At 70.9% G+C, this 21,740-nt stretch carries 17 protein-coding genes; 10 read left to right on the top strand and 7 right to left on the bottom strand.

Translation table 11 applies throughout. The annotated features are described in order from the left end of the window. The first annotated feature begins 129 nt into the window (after positions 1–129). Positions 130–1,518, top strand: coding sequence for a cellulose binding domain-containing protein (locus tag O7601_RS12805; protein ID WP_281566380.1), 1,389 nt, complete (start codon positions 130–132; stop codon positions 1,516–1,518). Positions 1,519–1,640: 122 nt separating this feature from the next. Here O7601_RS12805 and O7601_RS12810 read toward each other — a convergent pair whose 3' ends face one another. Further along, positions 1,641–2,117 (bottom strand): hemerythrin domain-containing protein, encoded by a 477-nt coding sequence (locus O7601_RS12810; RefSeq protein ID WP_281566381.1) that lies wholly within the window; start codon positions 2,115–2,117, stop codon positions 1,641–1,643. 8 nt (positions 2,118–2,125) lie between these two features. After that, a complete protein-coding gene (ilvD, locus tag O7601_RS12815) occupies positions 2,126–3,973 on the bottom strand; it encodes a dihydroxy-acid dehydratase (protein ID WP_281566382.1) in 1,848 nt (615 codons plus the stop codon). Between the two features lie 110 nt (positions 3,974–4,083). Between ilvD and O7601_RS12820 the strand changes: the two genes are divergently transcribed. The 5 genes from O7601_RS12820 (at position 4,084) to serA (ending at position 12,097) form a co-directional block, all read left to right on the top strand. Next, entirely contained in the window at positions 4,084–6,492 is a 2,409-nt protein-coding gene (locus O7601_RS12820) for a bifunctional diguanylate cyclase/phosphodiesterase (protein ID WP_281566383.1), read from the top strand. A gap of 186 nt (positions 6,493–6,678) precedes the next feature. Next, complete coding sequence (locus O7601_RS12825; RefSeq protein WP_281566384.1) at positions 6,679–8,550, top strand: acetolactate synthase large subunit; 1,872 nt, start codon at positions 6,679–6,681, stop codon at positions 8,548–8,550. A 62-nt stretch (positions 8,551–8,612) separates the two neighbouring features. Next, entirely contained in the window at positions 8,613–9,128 is a 516-nt protein-coding gene (ilvN, locus tag O7601_RS12830) for an acetolactate synthase small subunit (protein ID WP_093401760.1), read from the top strand. A gap of 82 nt (positions 9,129–9,210) precedes the next feature. Then, entirely contained in the window at positions 9,211–10,224 is a 1,014-nt protein-coding gene (ilvC, locus tag O7601_RS12835; protein WP_281566385.1) for a ketol-acid reductoisomerase, read from the top strand. Positions 10,225–10,498: 274 nt separating this feature from the next. Next, positions 10,499–12,097: a phosphoglycerate dehydrogenase gene (gene serA, locus O7601_RS12840; protein WP_281566386.1), complete on the top strand. Its 1,599-nt coding sequence runs from the start codon at positions 10,499–10,501 to the stop codon at positions 12,095–12,097. A gap of 193 nt (positions 12,098–12,290) precedes the next feature. On the opposite strand, the gene O7601_RS12845 is transcribed toward serA, so the two are convergent. Then, the gene (locus O7601_RS12845) at positions 12,291–12,650 is read right to left on the bottom strand and encodes a hypothetical protein (protein WP_210938771.1); all 360 of its coding nucleotides are present in this window, start codon (positions 12,648–12,650) and stop codon (positions 12,291–12,293) included. A 356-nt stretch (positions 12,651–13,006) separates the two neighbouring features. Then, complete coding sequence (locus O7601_RS12850) at positions 13,007–13,852, bottom strand: FAD:protein FMN transferase (protein WP_281566900.1); 846 nt, start codon at positions 13,850–13,852, stop codon at positions 13,007–13,009. A 216-nt stretch (positions 13,853–14,068) separates the two neighbouring features. Here O7601_RS12850 and O7601_RS12855 point away from each other — a divergent pair, with 216 nt between their 5' ends. Together O7601_RS12855 and O7601_RS12860 are read left to right on the top strand one after the other, a co-directional pair. Next, positions 14,069–15,100, top strand: coding sequence for a 3-isopropylmalate dehydrogenase (locus O7601_RS12855; protein ID WP_281566387.1), 1,032 nt, complete (start codon positions 14,069–14,071; stop codon positions 15,098–15,100). A gap of 191 nt (positions 15,101–15,291) precedes the next feature. Continuing rightward, positions 15,292–16,392, top strand: coding sequence for a branched-chain amino acid aminotransferase (locus O7601_RS12860; protein ID WP_281566388.1), 1,101 nt, complete (start codon positions 15,292–15,294; stop codon positions 16,390–16,392). Positions 16,393–16,494: 102 nt separating this feature from the next. Here the strand turns inward: O7601_RS12860 and O7601_RS12865 are convergent, their stop codons facing one another. Next, on the bottom strand, positions 16,495–17,235 hold the full coding sequence (locus O7601_RS12865; RefSeq protein WP_281566389.1) for a tyrosine-protein phosphatase: 741 nt from the start codon (positions 17,233–17,235) through the stop codon (positions 16,495–16,497). A gap of 60 nt (positions 17,236–17,295) precedes the next feature. Continuing rightward, positions 17,296–17,757, bottom strand: coding sequence for a PRC-barrel domain-containing protein (locus O7601_RS12870; RefSeq protein WP_281566390.1), 462 nt, complete (start codon positions 17,755–17,757; stop codon positions 17,296–17,298). A gap of 309 nt (positions 17,758–18,066) precedes the next feature. On the opposite strand from O7601_RS12870, the gene cimA reads away from it, so the two are divergent. Next, positions 18,067–19,650: a citramalate synthase gene (gene cimA / locus O7601_RS12875; RefSeq protein WP_281566391.1), complete on the top strand. Its 1,584-nt coding sequence runs from the start codon at positions 18,067–18,069 to the stop codon at positions 19,648–19,650. 19 nt (positions 19,651–19,669) lie between these two features. Here the strand turns inward: cimA and O7601_RS12880 are convergent, their stop codons facing one another. Further along, positions 19,670–20,665: an endonuclease/exonuclease/phosphatase family protein gene (locus O7601_RS12880; protein WP_281566392.1), complete on the bottom strand. Its 996-nt coding sequence runs from the start codon at positions 20,663–20,665 to the stop codon at positions 19,670–19,672. A 425-nt stretch (positions 20,666–21,090) separates the two neighbouring features. Between O7601_RS12880 and O7601_RS12885 the strand changes: the two genes are divergently transcribed. Next, positions 21,091–21,588 carry a hypothetical protein gene (locus O7601_RS12885; protein WP_281566393.1) on the top strand — a complete coding sequence of 166 codons (498 nt, stop codon included), beginning with the start codon at positions 21,091–21,093 and terminating at the stop codon, positions 21,586–21,588. Positions 21,589–21,740 lie beyond the last annotated feature (152 nt).

The following is a 21,740-nucleotide window of genomic DNA, read 5'->3' on the forward strand; positions in this document are numbered from 1 at the left end:
TGCACCGAACACGGAGGCAATGCAGTGATTGAATCTGGCAACTCTGTCCGGCCACGACGCCTGCGGACATCCGCGATCGTCGCCTCGGCAGTAACCCTCACCGTGGCAGGAGCCCTGGCAATTCCGAGCGTGTCAGTGGCGGTGCCGACGCCGCTCGGCGCGAGCGTGGCCGCCGCAGTCGCCTGCGACGACCGGCTGTACGGCTGGGCGGCGGTGTCCGCCAACGGGGTCAGCACGACGACCGGCGGCGGCAATGCTCCGACGCAGAACATCACATCACTGGCTGACCTGCGTCAGTACGCGGGCGATTCCACGCCCCGGGTGCTGCGGATCTCCGGCACCATCAGCACCGGATCGTCGGCGGTGGAGGTGGGTAGCAACAAGACGCTCGTCGGGGCGGACGCGAACGCCACGATCCGCGGCGGGATCAACATCAACGGCGGTGGCAACATCATCGTACGGAATCTGAATGTGCAGGGCGGTGGCCAGGGCAGCAGTCCGGCGGACACGATCGCCGCGCGCAACGCCCACCACCTCTGGTTCGACCACCTCAACCTCTGGGACGCCAGCGACGGTCTGTTGGACCTGACCCGCGGGGTCGACTACATCACGGTGTCCTGGTCGAAGTTCTGGTACACCAATTCTTCGCACAGTCACCGACTCGCGAGCCTGGTCGGCGGTGGATCGACCCACGGTGACACCGACAGCGGGAAGTTGAACGCCACCTACCACCACAACTGGTTCGCCGAACTCGTTGACCAGCGGGGCCCCCGCATGCTGTTCGGCAAGGGCCACGTCTACAACAGTTACTACACCTCTGCCGGGAACGCGTACTCGATCGGCACCGGCTCGTACGCTTCGGTCCTGGTTGAGAACAACTACTTCAAGAACGTCAACAACCCGCACCGCTTCCAGGACTCCAACCCGACATACATCACCGCCCGGGGCAACGTCTACGACGGCACCAGCGGTAGGCGGGACACCGGAGCGCAGGGCAGTGGTGTGACCCCGTTCACCAACCCGCCCTACAGCTATGCACTGGACAACGCCAACGATGTACCCGGCATCGTCAGCAACTGCGCCGGGCCGAAGCTCTCGAACCCCACGACGCCGCCCACCACTACTCCTCCGACCACTACTCCTCCGACCACGACTCCTCCGACCACTACTCCTCCGACCACGACGCCTCCGACCACGACGCCTCCGACCACGAATCCGCCGAGCGGAGCGTGCAGCGCGACCTACCGGACCGTCAGCTCGTGGTCCGGCGGCTTCCAGGGCGAGGTCGTCGTTCGGGCGGGCAACGCGCCGATCAACGGTTGGACCGTCCGGTGGAGTCTGAGCGGTGGTCAGGGAATCAGTCAGCTCTGGAACGGAAGCCTCAGCACCAGCGGATCATCCGTCACCGTGCGGAACGTCGACTACAACGGATCGCTGCCTGCCACCGGCACCACCACGTTCGGCTTCTTGGGTTCCGGTTCCCCGTCCACGCCGTCATTGACCTGCACCAGCCCCTGACCAGCAACGACCCAGGGCGGGCGCGCTTCGGGTCGGGGCAGTGAGCGCGACGTACGTCGAGCCTGACGCATGCCCCACCGCGCCGGGCTCGACGTACGTCGTACTATTGACGGTGGGCTTGCTCACAGTGGACCCAGGACGTCGTGCGGGTCCACGGTCAGGGCGAGCGTGTCGAGGACCGCCAGGAGTTGGCGTTCCTCGTAACGGAAGTGGCTCTCCATGATGGCGGCGATGCCTTCGATGTGGCGGTCGAGTTCGGCCGGGGAGGCGGCCCGGTCCACGGCGGCCTGTAGTCCCCCGAGCAGGTGCGCGATCATCGAGTGGTCCTGCTTCAACTGTCGCAGGGTGTCGCGCAGCTCCGGATGGGCGGCGGCGATCGCCGGGAACAGTTCGCGGTCCTCACCCTCGTGGTGCCCGGTCAGCGCGGCACAGAAGCCGTGACAGAACAGCAGCAGGTCACGGGTGGCTGGTCCGGCCGCGTCGCCACTGGCCAGCGCGTTGCGGGTCAGGTTCAGGGCTTCGCGCAGCCGATCGTGCACGCCGCGCAGCTCGTGACTCCAGGCGACGAGCCTGGTCTCGCCGCCGGCAGGCCGAGCCATCCGGTCGGTCACTCCGGGACGCGGCGGTAGGCGCCGTCGCTGGCCGAGGTGGCCATCGAGGCGTACGCGCGCAGCGCCGCCGACACCGGGCGTTGCCGGTCGACCGGGGTGTACGGGCGGTCCCGCTTCTCCTGGGCGACCCGCCGGGCGTCCAGCACGTCGGCCGGCACGTTCAGCTCGATCGAGCGGGCCGGAATGTCGATGACGATCTCGTCACCGGGCTCGACCAGCGCGATCAGCCCGCCGGAGGCGGCCTCGGGGGAGGCGTGCCCGATGGAGAGCCCGGAGGTGCCGCCGGAGAACCGGCCGTCGGTGAGCAGCGCGCAGGCCCGACCCAGGCCCCGTCCCTTGAGGAACGAGGTGGGGTAGAGCATCTCCTGCATGCCAGGGCCGCCCTTCGGCCCCTCGTAGCGGATCACCACCACGTCCCCGGCGACGATCTCCTTCGCCAGGATGGCGGTCACCGCGTCGTCCTGGGACTCGTACACCTTCGCCGGGCCCCGGAATGTCAGGCACTCCTCGGGCACCCCGGCGGTCTTCACCACACAGCCCTCCGGCGCGAGGTTGCCGTACAGGATGGCCAGCCCGCCGTCGGCGGAGTACGCGTGCTCGCGGTCCCGGATGCAGCCGCTGGTCGCGTCGGTGTCCAGCGACGACCAGCGGTTTGTGGTGGAGAACGGCTCGGTGGTGCGCACCCCGCCCGGCGCGGCGTGGAACAACTCGATCGCCTCGGGGCGGGAGGTGCCGCCGCGCACGTCCCAGTCGGCCAGCCAGCCCTCCAGGGTGGGGGAGTGCACCGCGTGCACGTCCCGGCGCAGCAGGCCGGCGCGGTCGAGTTCGCCGAGGATGGCCGGGATTCCGCCGGCGCGGTGCACGTCCTCCATGTGGTACTGCGGCGAGTTCGGGGCGACCTTGGCCAGGCACGGCACCCGGCGGGAGATGGCGTCGATGTCCGCCACGGAGAAGTCCAGCTCGGCCTCGCGGGCGGCGGCCAGCAGGTGCAGGATCGTGTTCGTCGACCCACCCATCGCCACGTCCAGCGCGACGGCGTTCTCGAACGCGGCCCGGGAGGCCACCTCGCGGGGCAGCACCGAGGCGTCGTCGCCGTCGTACCACCGCTTGGCGATCTCCACGGCGGTGCGGCCGGCCTCGACGAAGAGCGACCGGCGGGCGGCATGGGTGGCCAGCGTCGAGCCGTTGCCCGGCAGCGCCAGCCCGATCGCCTCGGTGAGGCAGTTCATCGAGTTCGCGGTGAACATCCCGGAGCAGGAGCCGCAGGTGGGGCAGGCGGACCGTTCGATCTCACCGAGCTGCTCGTCGGTGACGGCCTCGTTCGAGGAGGCGATCATCGCGTCGATCAGGTCGATCTTGCTGTGCACGATCCCCTCGATCGCCACCGTCTTACCGGCCTCCATCGGGCCGCCGGAGACGAACACGGTGGGGATGTTCAGCCGCAGCGCGGCCAGCAGCATGCCCGGGGTGATCTTGTCGCAGTTGGAGATGCAGACCAGGGCGTCCGCGCAGTGCGCGTTGACCATGTACTCGACCGCGTCGGCGATCAACTCCCGACTGGGCAGGGAGTAGAGCATGCCGCCGTGCCCCATGGCGATGCCGTCGTCGACCGCGATGGTGTTGAACTCCCGGCCCACCCCGCCGGCCTCGGCCACCGCGTCGGCGACCAGGCCGCCCATGTCCTTGAGGTGTACGTGGCCCGGCACGAACTGGGTGAAACTGTTCGCGATGGCGACGATCGGCTTGCCAAAATCGTCGTCGGTCATCCCGGTGGCCCGCCAGAGGGCCCGGGCGCCGGCCATCGTCCGACCGTGCGTGGAGGTCTTCGACCGCAGCTCAGGCATGCGTACCAGTCTGACACCGCTCGCGCCGCCCGGACACGGGCATCGCGCCGTGTCCCAACAGATGCACACCCGATCCCCACAGCGGGCATCGATCCGGCAGAGTTGAGGTCGTGCACACACCCCCGGCCATGATCGGCGCTGCGGTGCTGAGCGCGCTGATCGCTCTGACGGCCGGCGTGCTGCTCGCCGCCGCTGTCCGACGCCGGGCCGCGCCGCACCGTCCGGCGTACGCGGTGCTGGCCGTCGGCGGCGCGTTCGCGATGGTGACCACGCTGGTCGGGGCGGTGGTCGCGGTGACCACGAGCGAGCACTGGGCGCACGAACAGCACCAGCGCACCACCTGGGCCACCCTGGTGGCGCTCGGCACCGCCACCGGCGGCCTGCTGTTCTGCTTCGGTCTGCTCCGCCTGCCCGGGGTGACCGGGTCGGTGCCCTCGGCGGCCCGGCTGGCGTTGGACGGCGTGGTCGTGGGCGCCGCGCTGTGGTTCGTCGGCTGGGTGCTGTTCTCCGAGCCGACCCGGCTGCTCGGCGACGCGACGCCGACGGCCTGCCCGTCGATTCTGCTCGCCTCGGTCAGCGCGGCGCTGAGCGCCGGCCTCTCCGCGATCATGGTGCTCCGGGCAACCGCGCCCCGCCGCTGCCTCACCGTGCTGGGCACCGGAATCACCGCCGCGTCGGTGGGCGGGTTGGGTGTCGCGGCCGGGCTCTGCCAGGCCGGGCCGGGGCTGGCGCTGGCCGGTGCGGCGGTGCTCGCCGTCGGGCTGCTGATCGCCGCGGTGGCGGCCTACCGCATCGACCCGCCGGGCCATCTCGCCATCGACGTGATCCGCCACGACGGCGAGTACGCCTTCGTGCCGATGGGCGCCATGGCCGCCTCGGCGATGTACCACCTCCTACAGGACGGTCGGTTCGACGGGTTGGCCATCGTGGCCGGCAGCGTCGAGGGCTTCGCCCTGGTCGCCCGGCAGTACCTCACCCTGCACGACGTGCGGGCCTACGCCCGCCGGCTGGCCGACCGAGAGGCGCACTTCCGGCAGCTCGCGCACACCGACGCGCTCACCGGCCTGGCCAACCGTCGCGGCCTGCTGCGGGCCCTGCACCGCTGCGCCGAGGAGCGGGTGCCGTGCGTGCTGCTCGGGCTGGACCTGGACGGTTTCAAGAACGTCAACGACATGCGGGGCCACGACGTCGGCGACGCCGTGCTGGCCGAGGTGGGCCGCCGGCTGCGTGGCAATCTGCGCCCCGGTGATCTCGCGGCCCGGCTCGGTGGCGACGAGTTCGCGGTGCTCATGCACGGTGGTCCGGCCGGTGCGGGGGTGGTTGCGGAGCGGCTGTTGCGGGTGCTCGGTGGCGCCTACGAGCAGCCCGAGGCGCCCGTCTTCCTCTCGGTCAGCATCGGCCTGGCCGGTTGGGCCGAGGAGCCCGACGTCGAGCTGCTGCTGCGGCACGCGGATCTGGCGCTGCGCTACGCCAAGCAACGCGGCAAGAACCGGATCGAGCGCTACGACGGCGCGTACGACCGGGTGCTGCGCCGGCGCACCACGCTGGAGCACGAGCTGCGCGGTGCGATCGAGCGCGACGAGCTGCGGCTGGTGTTCCAGCCGGTGGCGTCGCTGCCGTCGGTGCGCCCGGTGGGCGCGGAGGCGCTGCTGCGGTGGCGTCATCCCGAGTTGGGCAACGTCCGGCCGGACGAGTTCATCCCCCTCGCCGAGGAGAGCGGGATGATTGCGAAGCTTGGCGCCTGGGTGCTGCACCAGGCCTGCTATCAGTTGTCCCGCTGGTTGGCCGAGGGCCACGACGTCTGGGTGTCGGTTAACGTCTCCCCGCGTGAGCTGCACGCCCCCGAGTACGTGGTGCAGGTCGCCGAGGCGCTGCGCGCCCACCACGTGCCGCCGCAGCGGTTGGTGTTGGAGATCACCGAGCATGCGGTCGCCACCGACCTCGACGAGCTGATCCGGCGGCTGACCGCGCTGCGGCTGACCGGTGTGCGGATCGCCCTGGACGACTTCGGCGCCGGCTACTCCTCGCTCAACCAGCTCCGCCGGCTGCCGATCGACATTCTCAAGATCGACCACGGGCTGGTGGCCGAGCACGAGCCGGTCCAGCCGGAAGGGCGCGACGGCCCGGCCTTCGCCCCGATGGTCGACATCGTGATGCGGTTGGGCCACCAGTTCGGCCTCGAGGTGATCGCCGAGGGGGTTACCACGCCCACCGAGATGGCCGCTGTGGTGGCCGCCGGCTGCCGGTTCGGCCAGGGCGCCCTGTTCGGCTGGGGCGTACCGGCCGAGCATCTGGAGGCGATGCTGGACGCGGCCACGTCGCCGGGTGCCCGTCCGGCCCGTCCGGCCGCGGGCGACCCGCTTCCGCGACCCGTCGGGCCGCCCGCCCAACGCCGGGTCGAAAGCGTCTCCGGGCAGGTCATGCCCGGTCCGATCGGCGCGCCGGGCGGCGACTCGCCGACGTCCGTGAACCAAAATGTGGGATCAGTTGACTCATCGCATGAGATGCGTCAGTCTTGACCCCATGTTGTCGTACCGGTCGCTGCGAGTACTTACCTGAGCGCACTCTCCCTGACTGAGAGTGCGCTGGCCCCCGTGCATCTGGCACGTGGGCCTTTTTCTTGCCGTCGAACCAATCGAACGCCGGCCCCCGCCCGCGTTCCACAGTATGAGCAGCCCACCCAATCCAGCCGAAGGCCAACCGCCATGACGAGACCCACGCCCGAGACGCTCGCCCACTCCGCCCGGCGCGCTCGCACCGCCACCGAGGCGCCGGGTGACGCCGACCACACCCGCGCCGCCTCGCCGGCCATTCCGGTGGCGCGTCCCGCCCCGGCCCAGGTGTCCGGTGCCGGTTCACTTGTGCGCTCCCTGGAGGCACTCGGCGTAGACGTCGTCTTCGGCATCCCGGGTGGCGCGATCCTGCCGGCGTACGACCCGCTCTACGACTCGACCGTGCGGCACATCCTGGTCCGGCACGAGCAGGGCGCGGGTCACGCCGCCACCGGTTACGCCCAGGCCACCGGCCGGGTCGGGGTGTGTATCGCCACCTCCGGTCCAGGCGCGACGAACCTGGTCACCCCGATCGCCGACGCGTACATGGACTCGGTGCCGCTGGTGGCGATCACCGGTCAGGTGGCCCGCCCGTCGATCGGCACGGACGCCTTCCAGGAGGCGGACATCCAGGGCATCACGCTGCCGATCACCAAGCACAACTTCCTGGTGCAGGAGGCCAGCGAGATTCCCCGGGTGCTGGCCGAGGCGTTCCACCTGGCCTCGACCGGGCGTCCCGGGCCGGTCCTGGTGGACATCCCCAAGGACATCCTTCAGGCGTCGACCACCTTCGCCTGGCCGCCCACGCTGGACCTGCCCGGTTACCGGCCGACGCTGCACCCGCACGGCAAGCAGATCCGTGAGGCGGCACGGCTGATCAGTGCCGCCCGCCGGCCGGTGCTCTACGTCGGCGGCGGCGTGCTCAAGGCCGGTGCCACCGAGGGGCTGCGCCGGCTGGCCGAGCTGACCGGCATCCCGGTGATCACCACGTTGATGGCGCTCGGGGCGTTCCCCGACTCGCACCGGCAGCACCTGGGCATGCCCGGCATGCACGGCACCGTCGCTGCGGTCTACGGGCTGCAAAAGGCCGACCTGATCGTGGCGCTGGGCGCCCGGTTCGACGACCGGGTGACCGGGAAGCTGGACTCCTTCGCGCCGGACGCCACGATCGTGCACGCCGACATCGATCCGGCGGAGATCGGCAAGAACCGGCACGCGGACGTGCCGATCGTCGGCGACGCCCGGCACGTCATCGACGAACTGGTCGCGGCGGTCACCGCCGAGCGTGCGGCGGGCCGTACCACCGATCTCGGCGACTGGTGGACGCAGCTCGACGACCTGCGCGAGCGCTACCCGCTGGGCTACGAGGAGCCGTCCGACGGCACCCTTTCCCCGCAGTACGTGATCAAGCGACTGGGGGAGATCGCCGGTCCGGACACGATCTACGTTGCCGGTGTCGGCCAGCACCAGATGTGGGCCTCCCAGTTCATCTCGTACGAGAAGCCGCAAACCTGGCTCAACTCCGGCGGCCTCGGCACCATGGGCTACGCGGTGCCGGCGGCGATGGGCGCCAAGGTCGGCCGGCCGGACACGGTGGTCTGGGCGATCGACGGTGACGGCTGTTTCCAGATGACCAACCAGGAGTTGGCCACCTGCGCCCTGGAGGGCATTCCGGTCAAGATCGCCGTCATCAACAACGGCAACCTCGGCATGGTCCGGCAGTGGCAGACGCTGTTCTACAACGAGCGCTACTCCAACACGGAGCTGGGCACCCACAAGCACCGCATCCCGGACTTCGTCAAGCTGGCCGAGGCGCTCGGCTGCGTCGGGCTGCGCTGTGAGACCGCCGAGGAGGTGGACCGGACCATCGAGATGGCGATGTCCATCAACGACGCGCCGGTGGTCATCGACTTCGTGGTCGGCAAGGACGCCATGGTCTGGCCGATGGTCCCTGCCGGCACCAGCAACGACGAGATCATGTTCGCCCGCGGCGTCCGCCCGGCCTTCGACGAGGACGATATCTAGGTCATGGCCGATTGCACCGAGCGCAGCGAGGGCCATGAGGACATGACAAGAAAGGCACAGCCGTGACCATTCACACCCTCTCCGTCCTGGTGGAGAACAAGCCGGGCGTGCTGGCCCGGGTCTCCGGGCTGTTCTCCAGGCGTGGGTTCAACATCGACAGTCTCGCGGTCGGAGAGACCGAGAACCCGGACGTCTCGCGGATCACCATCGTGGTCAACGCGGAGTCCTCGCCGTTGGAACAGGTCACCAAGCAGCTCAACAAGCTGGTCAACGTACTCAAGATCGTCGAACTGGATCCGGGTACCTCGGTGGCCCGCGAGTTGCTGCTGGTGAAGGTGCGCGCGGACCGGAACGCCCGCGGCCAGGTCCTGGAGACGGTGAACCTGTTCCGGGCCCGGGTGGTCGACGTGGCCGCCGACACCCTCACCGTCGAGGCGACCGGCACCCCGGACAAGCTCGACGCGCTGCTGCGCGACCTTGAGCCCTTCGGCATCAAGGAGATGGTCCAGTCGGGCCTGGTGGCTATCGGGCGCGGCTCGCGTGCGATCACCGCCGGCCCCGCCCTGCGGGCCGCCTGACCCCACCTCGGTCCGGGTCCGCGTGCCCGGGTCGACCACCAGCCACGACGGGCCACTGTGGCCGCCGTACGAAAGGGAAGTCATGAGCGTTGAGGTGTACTACGACGACGACGCCGACCTGGGCCTGATCCAGGCGAAGAAGGTCGCCGTGATCGGGTACGGCAGCCAGGGCCACGCCCACGCGTTGTCGCTGCGCGACTCCGGTGTCGACGTGGTGATCGGTCTGCCGGAGGGCTCGAAGAGCCGGCCGAAGGCCGAGGAGCAGGGGCTGCGGGTGCTCACCCCGGCCGAGGCGGCGGCCGAGGCCGACGTGATCATGGTCCTCGCGCCGGACACCGCGCAGCGTCACATCTACGCCGAGTCGATCGCGCCGAACCTCAGCGCGGGCAAGGCGCTGTTCTTCGGCCACGGGTTCAACATCCGGTACGGGCTGATCAAGCCGCCGGCCGGGGTGGACGTGGCGATGGTCGCCCCGAAGGGCCCCGGTCACCTGGTCCGCCGGCAGTACGTCGACGGCAAGGGCGTGCCGTGCCTGGTCGCCGTCGAGCAGGACGGCAGCGGCAGCGCGTTCGCGCTGGCCCTGTCGTACGCCAAGGGCATCGGCGGCACCCGGGCGGGCGCGATCAAGACCACCTTCACCGAGGAGACCGAGACCGACCTCTTCGGCGAGCAGGCGGTGCTCTGCGGTGGTGCGGCGGCGCTGGTGCAGACCGGTTTCGAGGTGCTCACCGAGGCCGGCTACGCGCCCGAGGTGGCCTACTTCGAGTGCCTGCACGAGCTGAAGCTGATCGTGGACCTGATGTACGAGGGCGGCATCGCCCGGATGCGCTACAGCGTCTCCGACACCGCCGAGTACGGCGACCTCTCCCGTGGGCCGCGGGTCATCGACGGCCGGGTCAAGGAGGAGATGCGCAAGATCCTCGGTGAGATCCAGAACGGCGAGTTCGCCCGTGAGTGGGTGGCCGAGGACGAGGCCGGGCGGCCCAACTACAACAAGTGGCGCACCGAGGGCGCGGCGCACCCGATCGAGGAGACCGGCGCGAAGCTGCGCGGCATGATGAGTTGGGTGGACCGGCCGATCACCGAGACCGCCTGAGCGCTTTCCCCAACGGCACCCGACCCCGGCGTTCTCCCCGACGCCGGGGCCGGGCGCCGTGCTGTCTCCACCCGGCTAACGATCGTTAACACGCACGTCACGTCCGGTTTGTGAGGGCACTCACCCCACTCTCCGAGGCGCGTCGGGCGACCCGCGCCCTACGATCGCGGGTAGGTGCTCCAGGCGGCACCTGACGGCCATGGCCCGGAGCGCGCCGGGCGCAGCGCAGCGCCCAGCCCCCGGCCGACCGCTCTGACGACATCTACGAGGACCAATGACTCCTGTCGTACTGATCGCCGAAGAACTCGCCCCCGCCGCCATCGAGGTGCTCGCCCACGACTTCGACGTCCGGCACGTGGACGGCACCGACCGCCCGGCCCTGCTCTCGGCGCTCTCCGAGGCCGACGCCGTCATCGTCCGCAGCGCCACCCAGATCGACGCCGAGGCCATCGCCGCCGCCCCCCGACTCAAGGTCGTGGCCCGGGCCGGTGTCGGCCTGGACAACGTCGAGGTACCGGCCGCCACCGCGCGGGGCGTCATGGTCGTCAACGCCCCCACCTCCAACATCGTCTCCGCCGCCGAGCAGGCCGTCGCGCTGCTGCTCGCGGTAGCCCGCAACACCGCGAGCGCCAGCGCAGCGCTCAAGGCGGGGGAGTGGAAGCGGTCGAAGTACACGGGTGTGGAGCTTCAGGGCAAGACCGTGGGCGTGGTCGGCCTCGGCCGGATCGGCGTGCTCTTCGCCTCCCGGATCGCCGCCTTCGGCACCCGGCTCATCGCGTACGACCCGTACATCCAGCCGGCCCGGGCCGCGCAGCTCGGCGTACGCCTGGTGGGCCTGGAGGAGCTGCTGCGGGAGAGCGACTTCATCTCGATCCACCTGCCGAAGACCCCCGAGACCGTGGGCCTGATCGGTGAGAAGGAGCTGTCCATCGTCAAGCCGGGCGTACGCATCGTCAACGCCGCCCGGGGCGGGTTGATCGACGAGCAGGCCCTCGCCGACGCGCTCGCCGAGGGTAGGGTCGCCGGTGCCGGGGTTGACGTCTACGCCAAGGAGCCGTGCACCTCCTCGCCGCTGTTCGCCTTCGACAACGTGGTGGCCACCCCGCACCTGGGCGCCTCCACCGCCGAGGCACAGGACAAGGCCGGCCTCGCGGTCGCCAAGAGCGTGAAGCTCGCCCTGCAGGGCGAGTTCGTGCCGGACGCGGTGAACGTGCAGGCCGGCGGCGTGGTCGCCGAGGACGTCCGGCCGTTGCTGCCGCTGGCCGAGAAGCTCGGCCGCGCCTTCACCGCGGTGGCCGGCGGGGTCGCCGCCAGCGTCACCGTCGAGGTACGCGGCGAGATCGTCGACCACGACGTGTCGGTGCTCAAGCTCGCCGCCACCAAGGGGCTGTTCAGCTCGGTGGTCGAGGAGCAGGTGACCTACGTCAACGCGCCGCACCTGGCCGCGCAGCGCGGGGTGGAGGTGTCGCTGGACACCCAGACCGAGACCGCCGACCACCCGGTCCTGGTCACCGTGCGCGGCGCGCTGCCCGACGGCCGTACGGTAAGTGTTTCCGGCACCGTCACCCAGGCTGGCGCCCGCGACGTCATCAAGTTGACCGAGGTGGACGGCTTCGACGTGGAGATCGGCGCCGAGGGCATTCTGCTCTTCCTCCGCTACGCCGACCGTCCGGGCGTGGTCGGCACCGTCGGCACCCTGCTCGGTCAGGCCGGCGTCAACATCGCGGCGATGCAGGTGGCCCGTCGGGAGGCCGGCGGTGAGACGCTGATGACCCTCACCGTGGACCAGGCGCTCGGTGCCGACCTGCTCACCTCGGCCGCCGACTCGATCGGGGCCACCTCGGCCAGCGCTGCCGACCTGCGCGACGAGTAGTTCACCGGAACGTTCCAGACACGCCACGACGGGGGCCCGGCCTATCGCCGGGCCCCTCGTCATCCGACCGTCGAGCACCAGACGGTCGGGTTGTCGTGCCCGCCGTGACGGGCTTGCCGGCTCGACCTCAGATCCGCCCGACCTGGCCAGCCGGGTTGCCGTCGCGGGTCCGCCGTCCGGCACGGCGGGTCGGTCAGCCGGGCAGCCGAACCCCGGGCGGCGGGTACACCGAGCCGTCCTGGGCGTCGAACAGCATCAGCCGGTGCTCGCCGGCCAGCCGCTCGATGTCGAGCAGCACCTGGTCGGGGCAGGCCGGGTCCAGGTTCAGCTCGATGTGGTCGGCCGCCTTGTGCAGCGGCGCCACCGCCCAGGGAGTGTTGGGGCCGGCCGGCTGGTCGGGATAGCGGGCAGTGATCGCCCGGTAGAAGGCCACACATCGTGGGTCCGGTTGACGCTCGTGGTGCCGGCCGCTGCGGCACTGCTGCACCGCCGCTCGTACATCCTCGGGCGTCGCCCCGTCCGCCAGGGCCCACACGCTCAGATCGAAACTCACGGCGGACAGCGTGCCATCTGCGGTTCACCTTGTCGAAAGGGCCCCGCCGCAGGCGAATGCCGGAGTACCAGGTTTGCGCAGATGCTCCCCTGTGGAACCCTTGCCGCGAAACGCGTCAATTCGATAACGTACGGATGCGGTCACCTGCCGAGCACGTGGCGCCGGCCCGTCTTCGGGTGGCGAGGTCGACGCCCGGCCGAGCGGCCCGCACCCCTCGATTGCGCGAGCCACGCGCACTCGTCGTCGATCGGCCTCCACGGTCGTTGCCGCGACCGTGGAGGCCGATCGCTGTTCCTGCCACGGATTGCCGGTCGACTTCCGCCGCACGCTCCGCCGGACACGCAGAACGGTGCGGATCAGCGCGGTGCGGCGAAGAGCACCCGGTAGTCCGACTCCGGGCGGAACCAGGCAAGCCCGGCCCGTCCGGCGGCGTACAGGGCGGTGGCGTAGGCGTCGGCGACCGCGAGGTCGGGGCCGATCACGGTGGCGGCGACCAGCTGCGCCGCCGGCTCGCCGGTGTGCGGGTCCACCACGTGACCCTGTCGTCCGGTCACCCCGGAGGTGCCGAGCGCGCCGGCCGTCATCTCCAGCAGCAGCGGTGCTCGGCCTCGGTCGGTGGGGTGGTGCACCGCGATCCGCCACGGGCCGCCGTGCGCGGCCTGGCCGCGTACCACCAGGTCAGCGCCGGTGAGCACGGCGTAGTCGTGGATGCCGGCCTCGCGCAACCGGGCTGCGGCCCGCTCGACCGCCCACCCGCCGAGCAGGCCGCCCGGGTCGAAGCCGCCGGGCACCGCCCACGCGTCGAACCAACCGTCCGTGGCCGCGCGCATCGCCGCACAGCGATTCACCAGATCGGTCAACGGCGGGTACGACTCTGGGCTGATCTCTCCCCGGCGCAGCCGGGACACCAGACTGTCCGGGCGGTTCGGGCCGTACGTCAGGTCGATCGCCCGCAATTCGGCCACCGCGTCCCGCAGCGCCGCGCCGGTGCCGCGCCGACCCAACCACTCGGGGGCGTTCAGCAGCAGGGTGTACGCCGCCGTCGAGGTGCGGACGGTGTGCCGGACGGCGATCCGATTCCCGGCCACCAGATCGGCCCGGTCCGGCCGTTGCTCCCGGGCGCCCAGTCGCAGGTCGGGCCGGCGGAAGCGAAAGACCGCCGGGTCCACCCAGCGGGTTCGTGGTTGCTCGTCGGTCCACATCGCGTCCGTCCCCTCCTCGGCGGCCACCGCCCCGTCGCAGCGCCCACCCGGGCCCACAGCCCGTCACGCTCACGCTAGGCAGCGGAGATGACCGAGCCATGAATGCCGCCTGGGAAGCTGCTGTGCGTCACCGAATTCCCGACATATGGAACACTCGTACCGGGGGGCGGGACGGCGGCGTACCGTCGAGCCATTCGAGCGAAGGAGCTGACGAACGTGGCACGCATCGCGGTGGTGGCCGGGGACGGGATCGGCCCCGAGGTGGTCGCGGAGGCCCGCAAGGTCGTCGACGCGGTGCTGCCCGGTGTCGAGGTGACCGAGTACGACCTCGGTGCGGCACGTTACCACCGCACCGGCGAGGTCCTGCCCGACTCGGTGCTCGACGAGTTGGCCGGGCACGACGCGATCCTGCTCGGCGCGGTGGGCGATCCGACCGTGCCGCCCGGCGTCCTGGAACGCGGTCTGCTGCTCAAGCTGCGCTTCGCCTTCGACCAGTACGTCAACCTGCGTCCGTCGCGGCTCTGGCCGGGGGTGACCAGCCCGCTCGCGGCGGTCAAGCCGGGTGAGGTCGACCTGGTGGTCGTCCGGGAGGGCACCGAGGGCCTGTACGCCGGTGCCGGCGGCTCGCTGCACCGGGGCACTCCGGCCGAGATCGCCACCGAGGAGAGCCTGAACACCCGGCACGGTGTGGAGCGGGTGATCCGGGACGCCTTCGCTCGCGCGGCCCGGCGCGAGCGGCGCAAGGTGACCCTGGTGCACAAGACGAACGTGCTCACCCACGCCGGCTCGCTGTGGTCACGCACCTTCGAGACGGTCGCCGCCGAGCACCCGGACATCGCCACCGAGTACCAGCACGTCGACGCCGCGGCGATGTTCCTGGTCACCCAGCCGCAGCGGTACGACGTGGTGGTCACCGACAACCTCTTCGGCGACATCCTGACCGACATCGCCGCCGCCGTCACCGGTGGCATCGGCTTGGCCGCAAGCGGCTCCATCAATCCCGACGGGACGTACCCGTCGATGTTCGAGCCGGTACACGGCTCCGCGCCGGACATCGCCGGCCGTGGCGTCGCCGACCCGGTCGCCGCCGTGCTCTCGGCGGCGCTGCTGCTCGATCAGCTCGGGCACGCCGACGCCGCCGCCCGGATCACCGCAGCGGTCAGCGCGGAGTTGGCCGCCCGGAGCCCCGAGGTGACGGTACGCACCGCCGAGGTGGGCGACCGGATCGCGGCGCAGGCCGGCGGCTGAACCGGTCACGTCCCACCGGCCGTCGATGCTCCGCCGCCCCCGGCCGGCAGGGGCGGCGGTCGCCACCGATGAGATGCCACCTGTCCACCGGTGGACCTATCCGCTGAACGACCGTTCGGGGTAGGTTCTGGCACAACCATGTTTCCGGCGTGCGGTCGGCGCATGCCGTCGTCCCCAGGGAGGTCAGCGCGATGAGCGGTGGTGACAAGATCGACTTCGAGATCCGTCCGAATCCCGCACCGGTATCGGCCACCGACCGGGCTGCGCTGCTGGCAAACCCCGGGTTCGGCCGGGTGTTCACCGACCACATGGTCACCATCCGCTACGCCGACGGCAAGGGCTGGTACGACGCGCGGGTCGAGGCGCGCGCACCGATCCCGATGGATCCCGCCAGCGCCGTGCTGCACTACGCGCAGGAGATCTTCGAGGGTATGAAGGCGTACCGGGCGGCCGACGGCGGGGTGACGATGTTCCGCCCGTTCGCCAACGCGGCCCGGTTCAACACCTCCGCCGCCCGGATGGCCATGCCGGCGCTGCCGGAGCAGACCTTCGTGGACTCGCTGCACCGGCTGATCGAGATCGACCGGGAGTGGATTCCCGACGGCGCGGACGGCGGCAGTCTCTACCTGCGGCCGTTCATGTTTGCCAGCGAGGTCTTTCTCGGCGTCCGCCCGGCCAACGAGTACCTCTACTCGGTGATCGCCTCACCCGTGGGGGCGTACTTTTCCGGCGGGGTCAAGCCGGTGACGGTCTGGGTCTCGCCCGACTACACCCGGGCGGCGCCCGGCGGCACCGGCGCGGCCAAGTGCGGCGGCAACTACGCCGCCTCGCTGGCCGCTCAGGCCGAGGCCCTCGAACACGGCTGCGACCAGGTGGTCTTTCTCGACGCCGTGGAGCGCCGGTTCGTCGACGAACTGGGCGGCATGAACGTCTTCTTCGTCTACGAGGACGGGTCGATCGCCACTCCGCCGCTGACCGGCACGATCCTGCCCGGCATCACCCGCGAGTCGGTGCTCACCCTGGCGGCGACGGCCGGGCACCGGATCGAGGAGCGACCGGTGACCTTCGACGACTGGCGGGCGGACGCCGCCAGCGGCCGGCTGCGCGAGGTCTTCGCCTGTGGCACCGCGGCGGTGATCACGCCGATCGGGCAGGTGCGTTTCCCGGACGGGGAGTTCGCCGTGGCCGGCGGGGAGCCGGGCGCCGTCACCATGGCGCTGCGCCAACAGCTCGTGGATCTTCAGCGGGGCAAGGCGGAGGATCCGCACAACTGGGTCCACCGCGTGTTCTGAGCGGTTCGTTCGGGGCCCCGTCGTCACGCCGAGCGTGGCGCGGGGCCCCCGCACTGCCCACGCCGTGCTGATGAAGCTCGGGCGGGCGCGTCTGTCCAGGGCCTAGGTCAGCAGGTGATCACGCAGGGCGGCGAGTTGCTCGTCGGTGACCCCGGCGTGCCGCAGGTAGTCGTCGACCGAGCCGTGCCCCTCCCGGATCTCGGTTAGGAAGAGCAACATCGTCTCGGCCGGTGAGGACAGGTACGGCATGGGCAGCTCGGGCACCTCGGGATGCGCGGTGGCCACCCAGGCGGCGAAGCGCTGCGACGCCTCGGTGCTGAGCGCGTAGTCCGCCGCGATCTCGGTGTCCTCGACGCCGAGCACCGCGAGGGTCAGGCCGCAGACGATGCCGGTGCGATCCTTGCCCGCGACGCAGTGCACCACCACCGGCGCGTTCGCGCTGTCGGCGATGAGGCCGATCGCCTCGGCGAGACCGGCGGTGCCGGTGCGGGCCAGGTCGGCGTACCGGTCGGCCAGGTAGCGGGCCAGATCGGTGTCGGGCCGGTACGGCTGCTCCTCCCAGTGCGCGTGCTCCGGGTGGATGTGCCGGTAGGTGAGGCCGTCGAAGTCGGGCACCCGGCCGTATCGCTCGACCTCCTGCGGTCGGCGCAGGTCGACAACGGTCCGCACGCCGAGCGCGGCGAACGCCTCCCGGTCGGACTCGTCCATTCCGTGCAGCGAGTCGGAGCGGTAGAGCCTTCCGGTACGGACGGTCCGTCCGTCCAGGCCGCGGTAGCCGCCCACGTCCCGGAAGTTGAACATCCTGGTGAAGGGGATTCTGCGAGTCTGCTCAGTGGCGTCCATCCGGACACGGTAACGGCCGGTGGAACAGCGTCCCACCGGCCGTCACGTTGTCGGGTGCCCTTACCGCAGGGGGCCGCCGGGCGGCATGGCCGTGTACGTGTCGTTGTAGTAGCCGCCGAGCTTGTCCCGGTAGGCCGGGTCGGTGGCCGTCTCGTCGTACTCCGGCGCGGCCTTGATCTGGTCCTTGGTGCGGTCGACGAAGACCTTCTGCTCCTCGTGGTCGACGTGGTTCACCGTCCCGGCCGGGAGCATGACCTTCTTGCCGAAGATCCACGGCCCGGTGTCCACCACCAGGTAGCTGGCGTTGACCTCGGCGCTGTCACTGTCGATCTTGCCGATCGAGCCGTCGCTGGCCTCCACCTTGTAGCCGACCAGGTTCGTGTCGGCCACTCCGGCTTCGTCCCGGTAGCTCCAGGGGTCGAAGGCACCGGCGGGGGCGCCGCCCGCGACGACGCTCTGGTCGACGGCGCGCAGCTCCGGGTCCGGTGTGGCGTTCGTGTTGTTCGGGTTGAGCCTGTCCATGGGATGTCTCCTGCCCCGGCCGTGGTGGGCCGTCTCGGAGGAAGGTGCTTCGTTGTCCCGAAAGTTCCTACCCCTGGACGCGCGGTCTACACCAGGGAAACCACCCGGCACAGGGGTCACCGGCTGTCCCGAGATGTGGATTGTGCCTCCCAAAGGCGATCCGGAGGTGGCAGAGTACCGGTCGTGACCAGCACCGCCCGCATTATTGGCAACTAGCGCGCCGGCCTTCCCCTCGCCGAGCGCGCAGACCTCCCGCAGCCGCGGGGGGTCTTTTTGTTGCGCCGGCCGGTGCCTGACGAAGGGATCACCATGACGTTTCAGGTCTACGACACCACGCTGCGCGACGGCGCCCAGCGCGAGGGGCTCAGCTACTCGGTGGTCGACAAGCTCGCGGTGGCGCGGCTGCTCGACGAGTTCGGTGTCGGGTTCATCGAGGGCGGCTGGCCGGGCGCGGTGCCGAAGGACACGGAGTTCTTCCGTCGGGCGGGCACCGAACTCGACCTCAGGCACGCGGTGCTCGTCGCGTTCGGCGCCACCCGCCGGGCCGGTGCGGTGGCCGCCGACGACCCGCAGGTGCGGGGTCTGCTCGACGCACAGACCCCGGCGATCGCCCTGGTCGCCAAGGCCGACCTGCGGCACGTCGAGCGGGCGCTGCGCACCACCGCCAAGGAGAACCTGGCGATGATCCACGACACGGTGGCCCACCTGGTCGCCGAGGGACGGCGGGTCTTCGTCGACGGCGAACACAGCTTCGACGGCTACCGCCACGACCCGGCGTACACCGCGTCGGTGGTGGAGACCGCACTCGCGGCGGGCGCCGAGCGGTTCGTGCTCTGCGACACCAATGGTGGAATGCTGCCGTCCCAGGTGACCGCCGCCATCGTCGACCTCACCGATCGGATCGGCGTCGCGCCGGAGCTGCTCGGCATGCACGCCCAGAACGACACCGCCTGCGCGGTGGCCAACACCATCGCCGCCGTCGAGGTCGGGGTCCAGCACGTGCAGGGCACCGCGAACGGGTACGGCGAGCGGCCCGGCAACGCCGACATCTTCGCGGTCGTCGCGAACCTCCAACTCAAGCTCGGGCTGCCGGTCCTACCGGAGGGCTGCCTGGAGCAGATGGTGCGGGTCTCCCACGCCATCGCCGAGATCGCCAACATCGCCCCCGACACCCACCAGGCGTACGCCGGGGCTGCGGCCTTCGCTCACAAGGCGGGCCTGCACGCGAGCGCGATCAAGGTGGATCCGCTGCTCTACAACCACGTGGAGCCCGGGGTGGTCGGCAACGACATGCGGATCCTGGTCACCGAGATGGCCGGCCGGGCCAGCATCGAGCTGAAGAGCCGCGAGCTGGGGTTGGATCTGGCCGGCCATCCGGAGACCCTGTCCCGGGTCACCAGCCGGGTCAAGGAACTGGAGGCCGGCGGGTGGTCGTTCGAGGCCGCCGACGCCTCGTTCGAGCTGCTGGTCCGCTCCGAGCTGCCGGACGCCGCGCCGGTGCGGCCGTTCGCGCTGGAGTCGTACCGGGTGCTGGTCGAGCACCGCGAGGACGGCTCGGTCGTCTCCGAGGCGACCGTCAAGATCCGGGTACGCGGTGAACGGGTGATCGCCACGGCCGAGGGCAACGGACCGGTCAACGCGTTGGACGAGGCGCTCCGCGTCGGCCTCGGCCGGCACTACCCGGAGCTGCGGGACTTCGAGCTGGCCGACTACAAGGTGCGGATCCTGGAGGGAAGCCACGGCACCGGCGCGGTGACCCGGGTACTTGTCGAGACGGCCGACGGGCGGGGCGGTGGCTGGACCACCGTCGGCGTACACCCCAACGTGGTCGAGGCGAGCTGGCACGCCCTGGTCGACGCGCTCACCTACGGCCTGGACCGCGCCCGGGTCTAGTGTCTGCCGCCCCCGTGGCCTACCGGCCCTCGGCAGTGGGTAGCCGCAGCTCGGCGAGGACCATGCGGTGGTCGCTGCCGGGCAACGGGTGGACCGTCAAGTCCCGCACGGCGATGCGACGGTCCACCAGCACGTGGTCGATCACCACGGGCGGGATGAGGTCGCCGTCGTACGGCCCCCAGGTGCCGGTGAGTCCGGCGCCGACCGAGGCGGCGGCATCGACATAGCCGGTGTCGATCAGGGTGCGCAGCGGACCGTGGTCGAGCGTGGCGTTGAAGTCCCCGGCGAGGACGCTCAACGGTCCGTCGGGAGTGGCCGTCGGCTGGGCGGCCAGGTCGGCCTGCCAGGCGTCCACCTGGTCGATCGCGTACGGGGCCGCTGGGTGCGCCGACTCGACGCGTACCGGGGGTGCGCCGGGCACCGCGACGGTCGCGTACGCCTGCGTGAAGCCCCAGGCGCCGCGCAGCTGACGGATGCCGCCGTCGCTGAGCGGGTGACGGGCGTAGAGCCCGGAGCCGGGGGTGCCGACGACCGGGTTGAGCTGACGGTGCGCCAGCAGCCGGTCGAGGCCGAGCCGGTCCAGCTCGGCCTCGACCGCCGGCGTGAGTTCCTGCACGAGCAGCAGGTCGACCTGCCGGCTGCGCACCAGCTCCAGCACCGCCGCCGGATCGGCGGCACCGGCGAGCAGATTGGCGGTGAGCACCCGCACGGTCGGTCCGGCGACGTCCGGCTGCGGCGCGGGCAGGGCGCGGGGAGCCACCAGCGCGACCAGGGCGAGGGCGGTCAGCGCCGCGACGAACGTTGGGGCCCGGCGGTGCAGGGCGAGCGCGAGCACCAGCGGGGCCAGGCTCCCGAGCGTCACGTACGGCGTGAACGCCAACGCCTGCACCAGCGGTCCCTGGTCCAGACCGAACGACCGCGCCAGCACCCACCCGGCACCCGGCGCGACGACCAGCCAGCAGAGCAGGCTGATACTTGACGGCCGGCAGACCCGGCGACCGTTGGTGATCTCCACGGCACGCAGATTACTGAACATCGCCCGATGGGCACGCCCGAGCACGCCCCGGCGTCGGGGCGCCCAGCCCGAGCGTCCCCGAGGAAGATCCGCCAACAGCTTCCAGAATCGATTTCGCGATTGCCGGCACCTTCACTTTTCGCTGATTGCCGGCGCTGATCAGACAACTCGCCGACAGTATTTGCACTATTGACCCACGGCATTTTTCGGTGCTACGTTTCAGCTGCTCAGGAGGCCGCGTTCTGGCGATAATCCCCAGCTCAGGGCGCATCACAGTCGACAAGCGGGATACGTCTGCGGGTGCGCTCCCGGGCGCAATGTGCAGGCGGTGAGCGCTCATTGTCGCCCGACTCGAAAATGGCAACAACCGACCCCGTATGCCACGGGTCGGCCGTATTTCCACGCCCGAAAAAGGGAGACCCGTCATGACCAGATTGTTCCGACGTAAGACGGCTGCGGTGGCGATCGCGGCCCTGGCGCTCGCCCTGGCCGGCGGCGGCATCGCCGTGGCGAAGCCGACCGCCGAGTCGGCCCAGCCCACCGCCCGCTCCGCCCAGCAGCCGGCCGTCACCACGGCCTCGCTGAACAGCGCGAAGGCCACCCTCGCCAAGGGTGACGGGATGAGCGCCCAGGCCGTGAGCGGCTTCTACGCCACGGCGGTCAACGCCAACGGCACCAAGGCCCGCGGCGCCGGCGTTGTCATCAAGTACGGCGTCGGGGAGTACGAGGTGCAGTTCGGCAGCAACGTCACCAACGGCATCTACGTGGCGACGATCGGTCGGCCGGACTCGTGCTGTGTCCCGCCCGCCGGTGAGATCTCGGTCGCGCGGCGGCTGCTCACCCCGAGCGCGGTCTTCATCCAGACCCGCGACTCCGCAGGTGTCCCCGCCGACCTGCCGTTCTACCTCCTCGTGCACCGCTGAACCGTGCCCGGTCACCGGCCTCCGTCGCTCGACGGAGGCCGGTGTCGTGCCGGGCCCGTGCTGGCGGGCCAGCGGAGGACGCCCGACTACCGCCGTTGCCGAAGGTGACGGTGGCTGCGGGTGCGGTGGCCCTCCAGGGACCGGCCGCAGGT

The organism is Verrucosispora sp. WMMD573 (genome assembly GCF_027497175.1).
Lineage (GTDB): Bacteria > Actinomycetota > Actinomycetes > Mycobacteriales > Micromonosporaceae > Micromonospora.

Coding starts and splice junctions, on each gene's coding strand:
- O7601_RS12810 (WP_281566381.1), bottom strand. CDS start 2,117: ATGGCTCGGCCTGCCGGCGGCGAGACCAGGCTCGTCGCCTGGAGTCAC.
- ilvD (WP_281566382.1), bottom strand. CDS start 3,973: ATGCCTGAGCTGCGGTCGAAGACCTCCACGCACGGTCGGACGATGGCC.
- O7601_RS12825 (WP_281566384.1), top strand. CDS start 6,679: ATGACGAGACCCACGCCCGAGACGCTCGCCCACTCCGCCCGGCGCGCT.
- ilvC (WP_281566385.1), top strand. CDS start 9,211: ATGAGCGTTGAGGTGTACTACGACGACGACGCCGACCTGGGCCTGATC.
- serA (WP_281566386.1), top strand. CDS start 10,499: ATGACTCCTGTCGTACTGATCGCCGAAGAACTCGCCCCCGCCGCCATC.
- O7601_RS12850 (WP_281566900.1), bottom strand. CDS start 13,852: ATGTGGACCGACGAGCAACCACGAACCCGCTGGGTGGACCCGGCGGTC.
- O7601_RS12860 (WP_281566388.1), top strand. CDS start 15,292: ATGAGCGGTGGTGACAAGATCGACTTCGAGATCCGTCCGAATCCCGCA.
- O7601_RS12865 (WP_281566389.1), bottom strand. CDS start 17,235: ATGGACGCCACTGAGCAGACTCGCAGAATCCCCTTCACCAGGATGTTC.
- O7601_RS12870 (WP_281566390.1), bottom strand. CDS start 17,757: ATGGACAGGCTCAACCCGAACAACACGAACGCCACACCGGACCCGGAG.
- cimA (WP_281566391.1), top strand. CDS start 18,067: ATGACGTTTCAGGTCTACGACACCACGCTGCGCGACGGCGCCCAGCGC.
- O7601_RS12885 (WP_281566393.1), top strand. CDS start 21,091: ATGACCAGATTGTTCCGACGTAAGACGGCTGCGGTGGCGATCGCGGCC.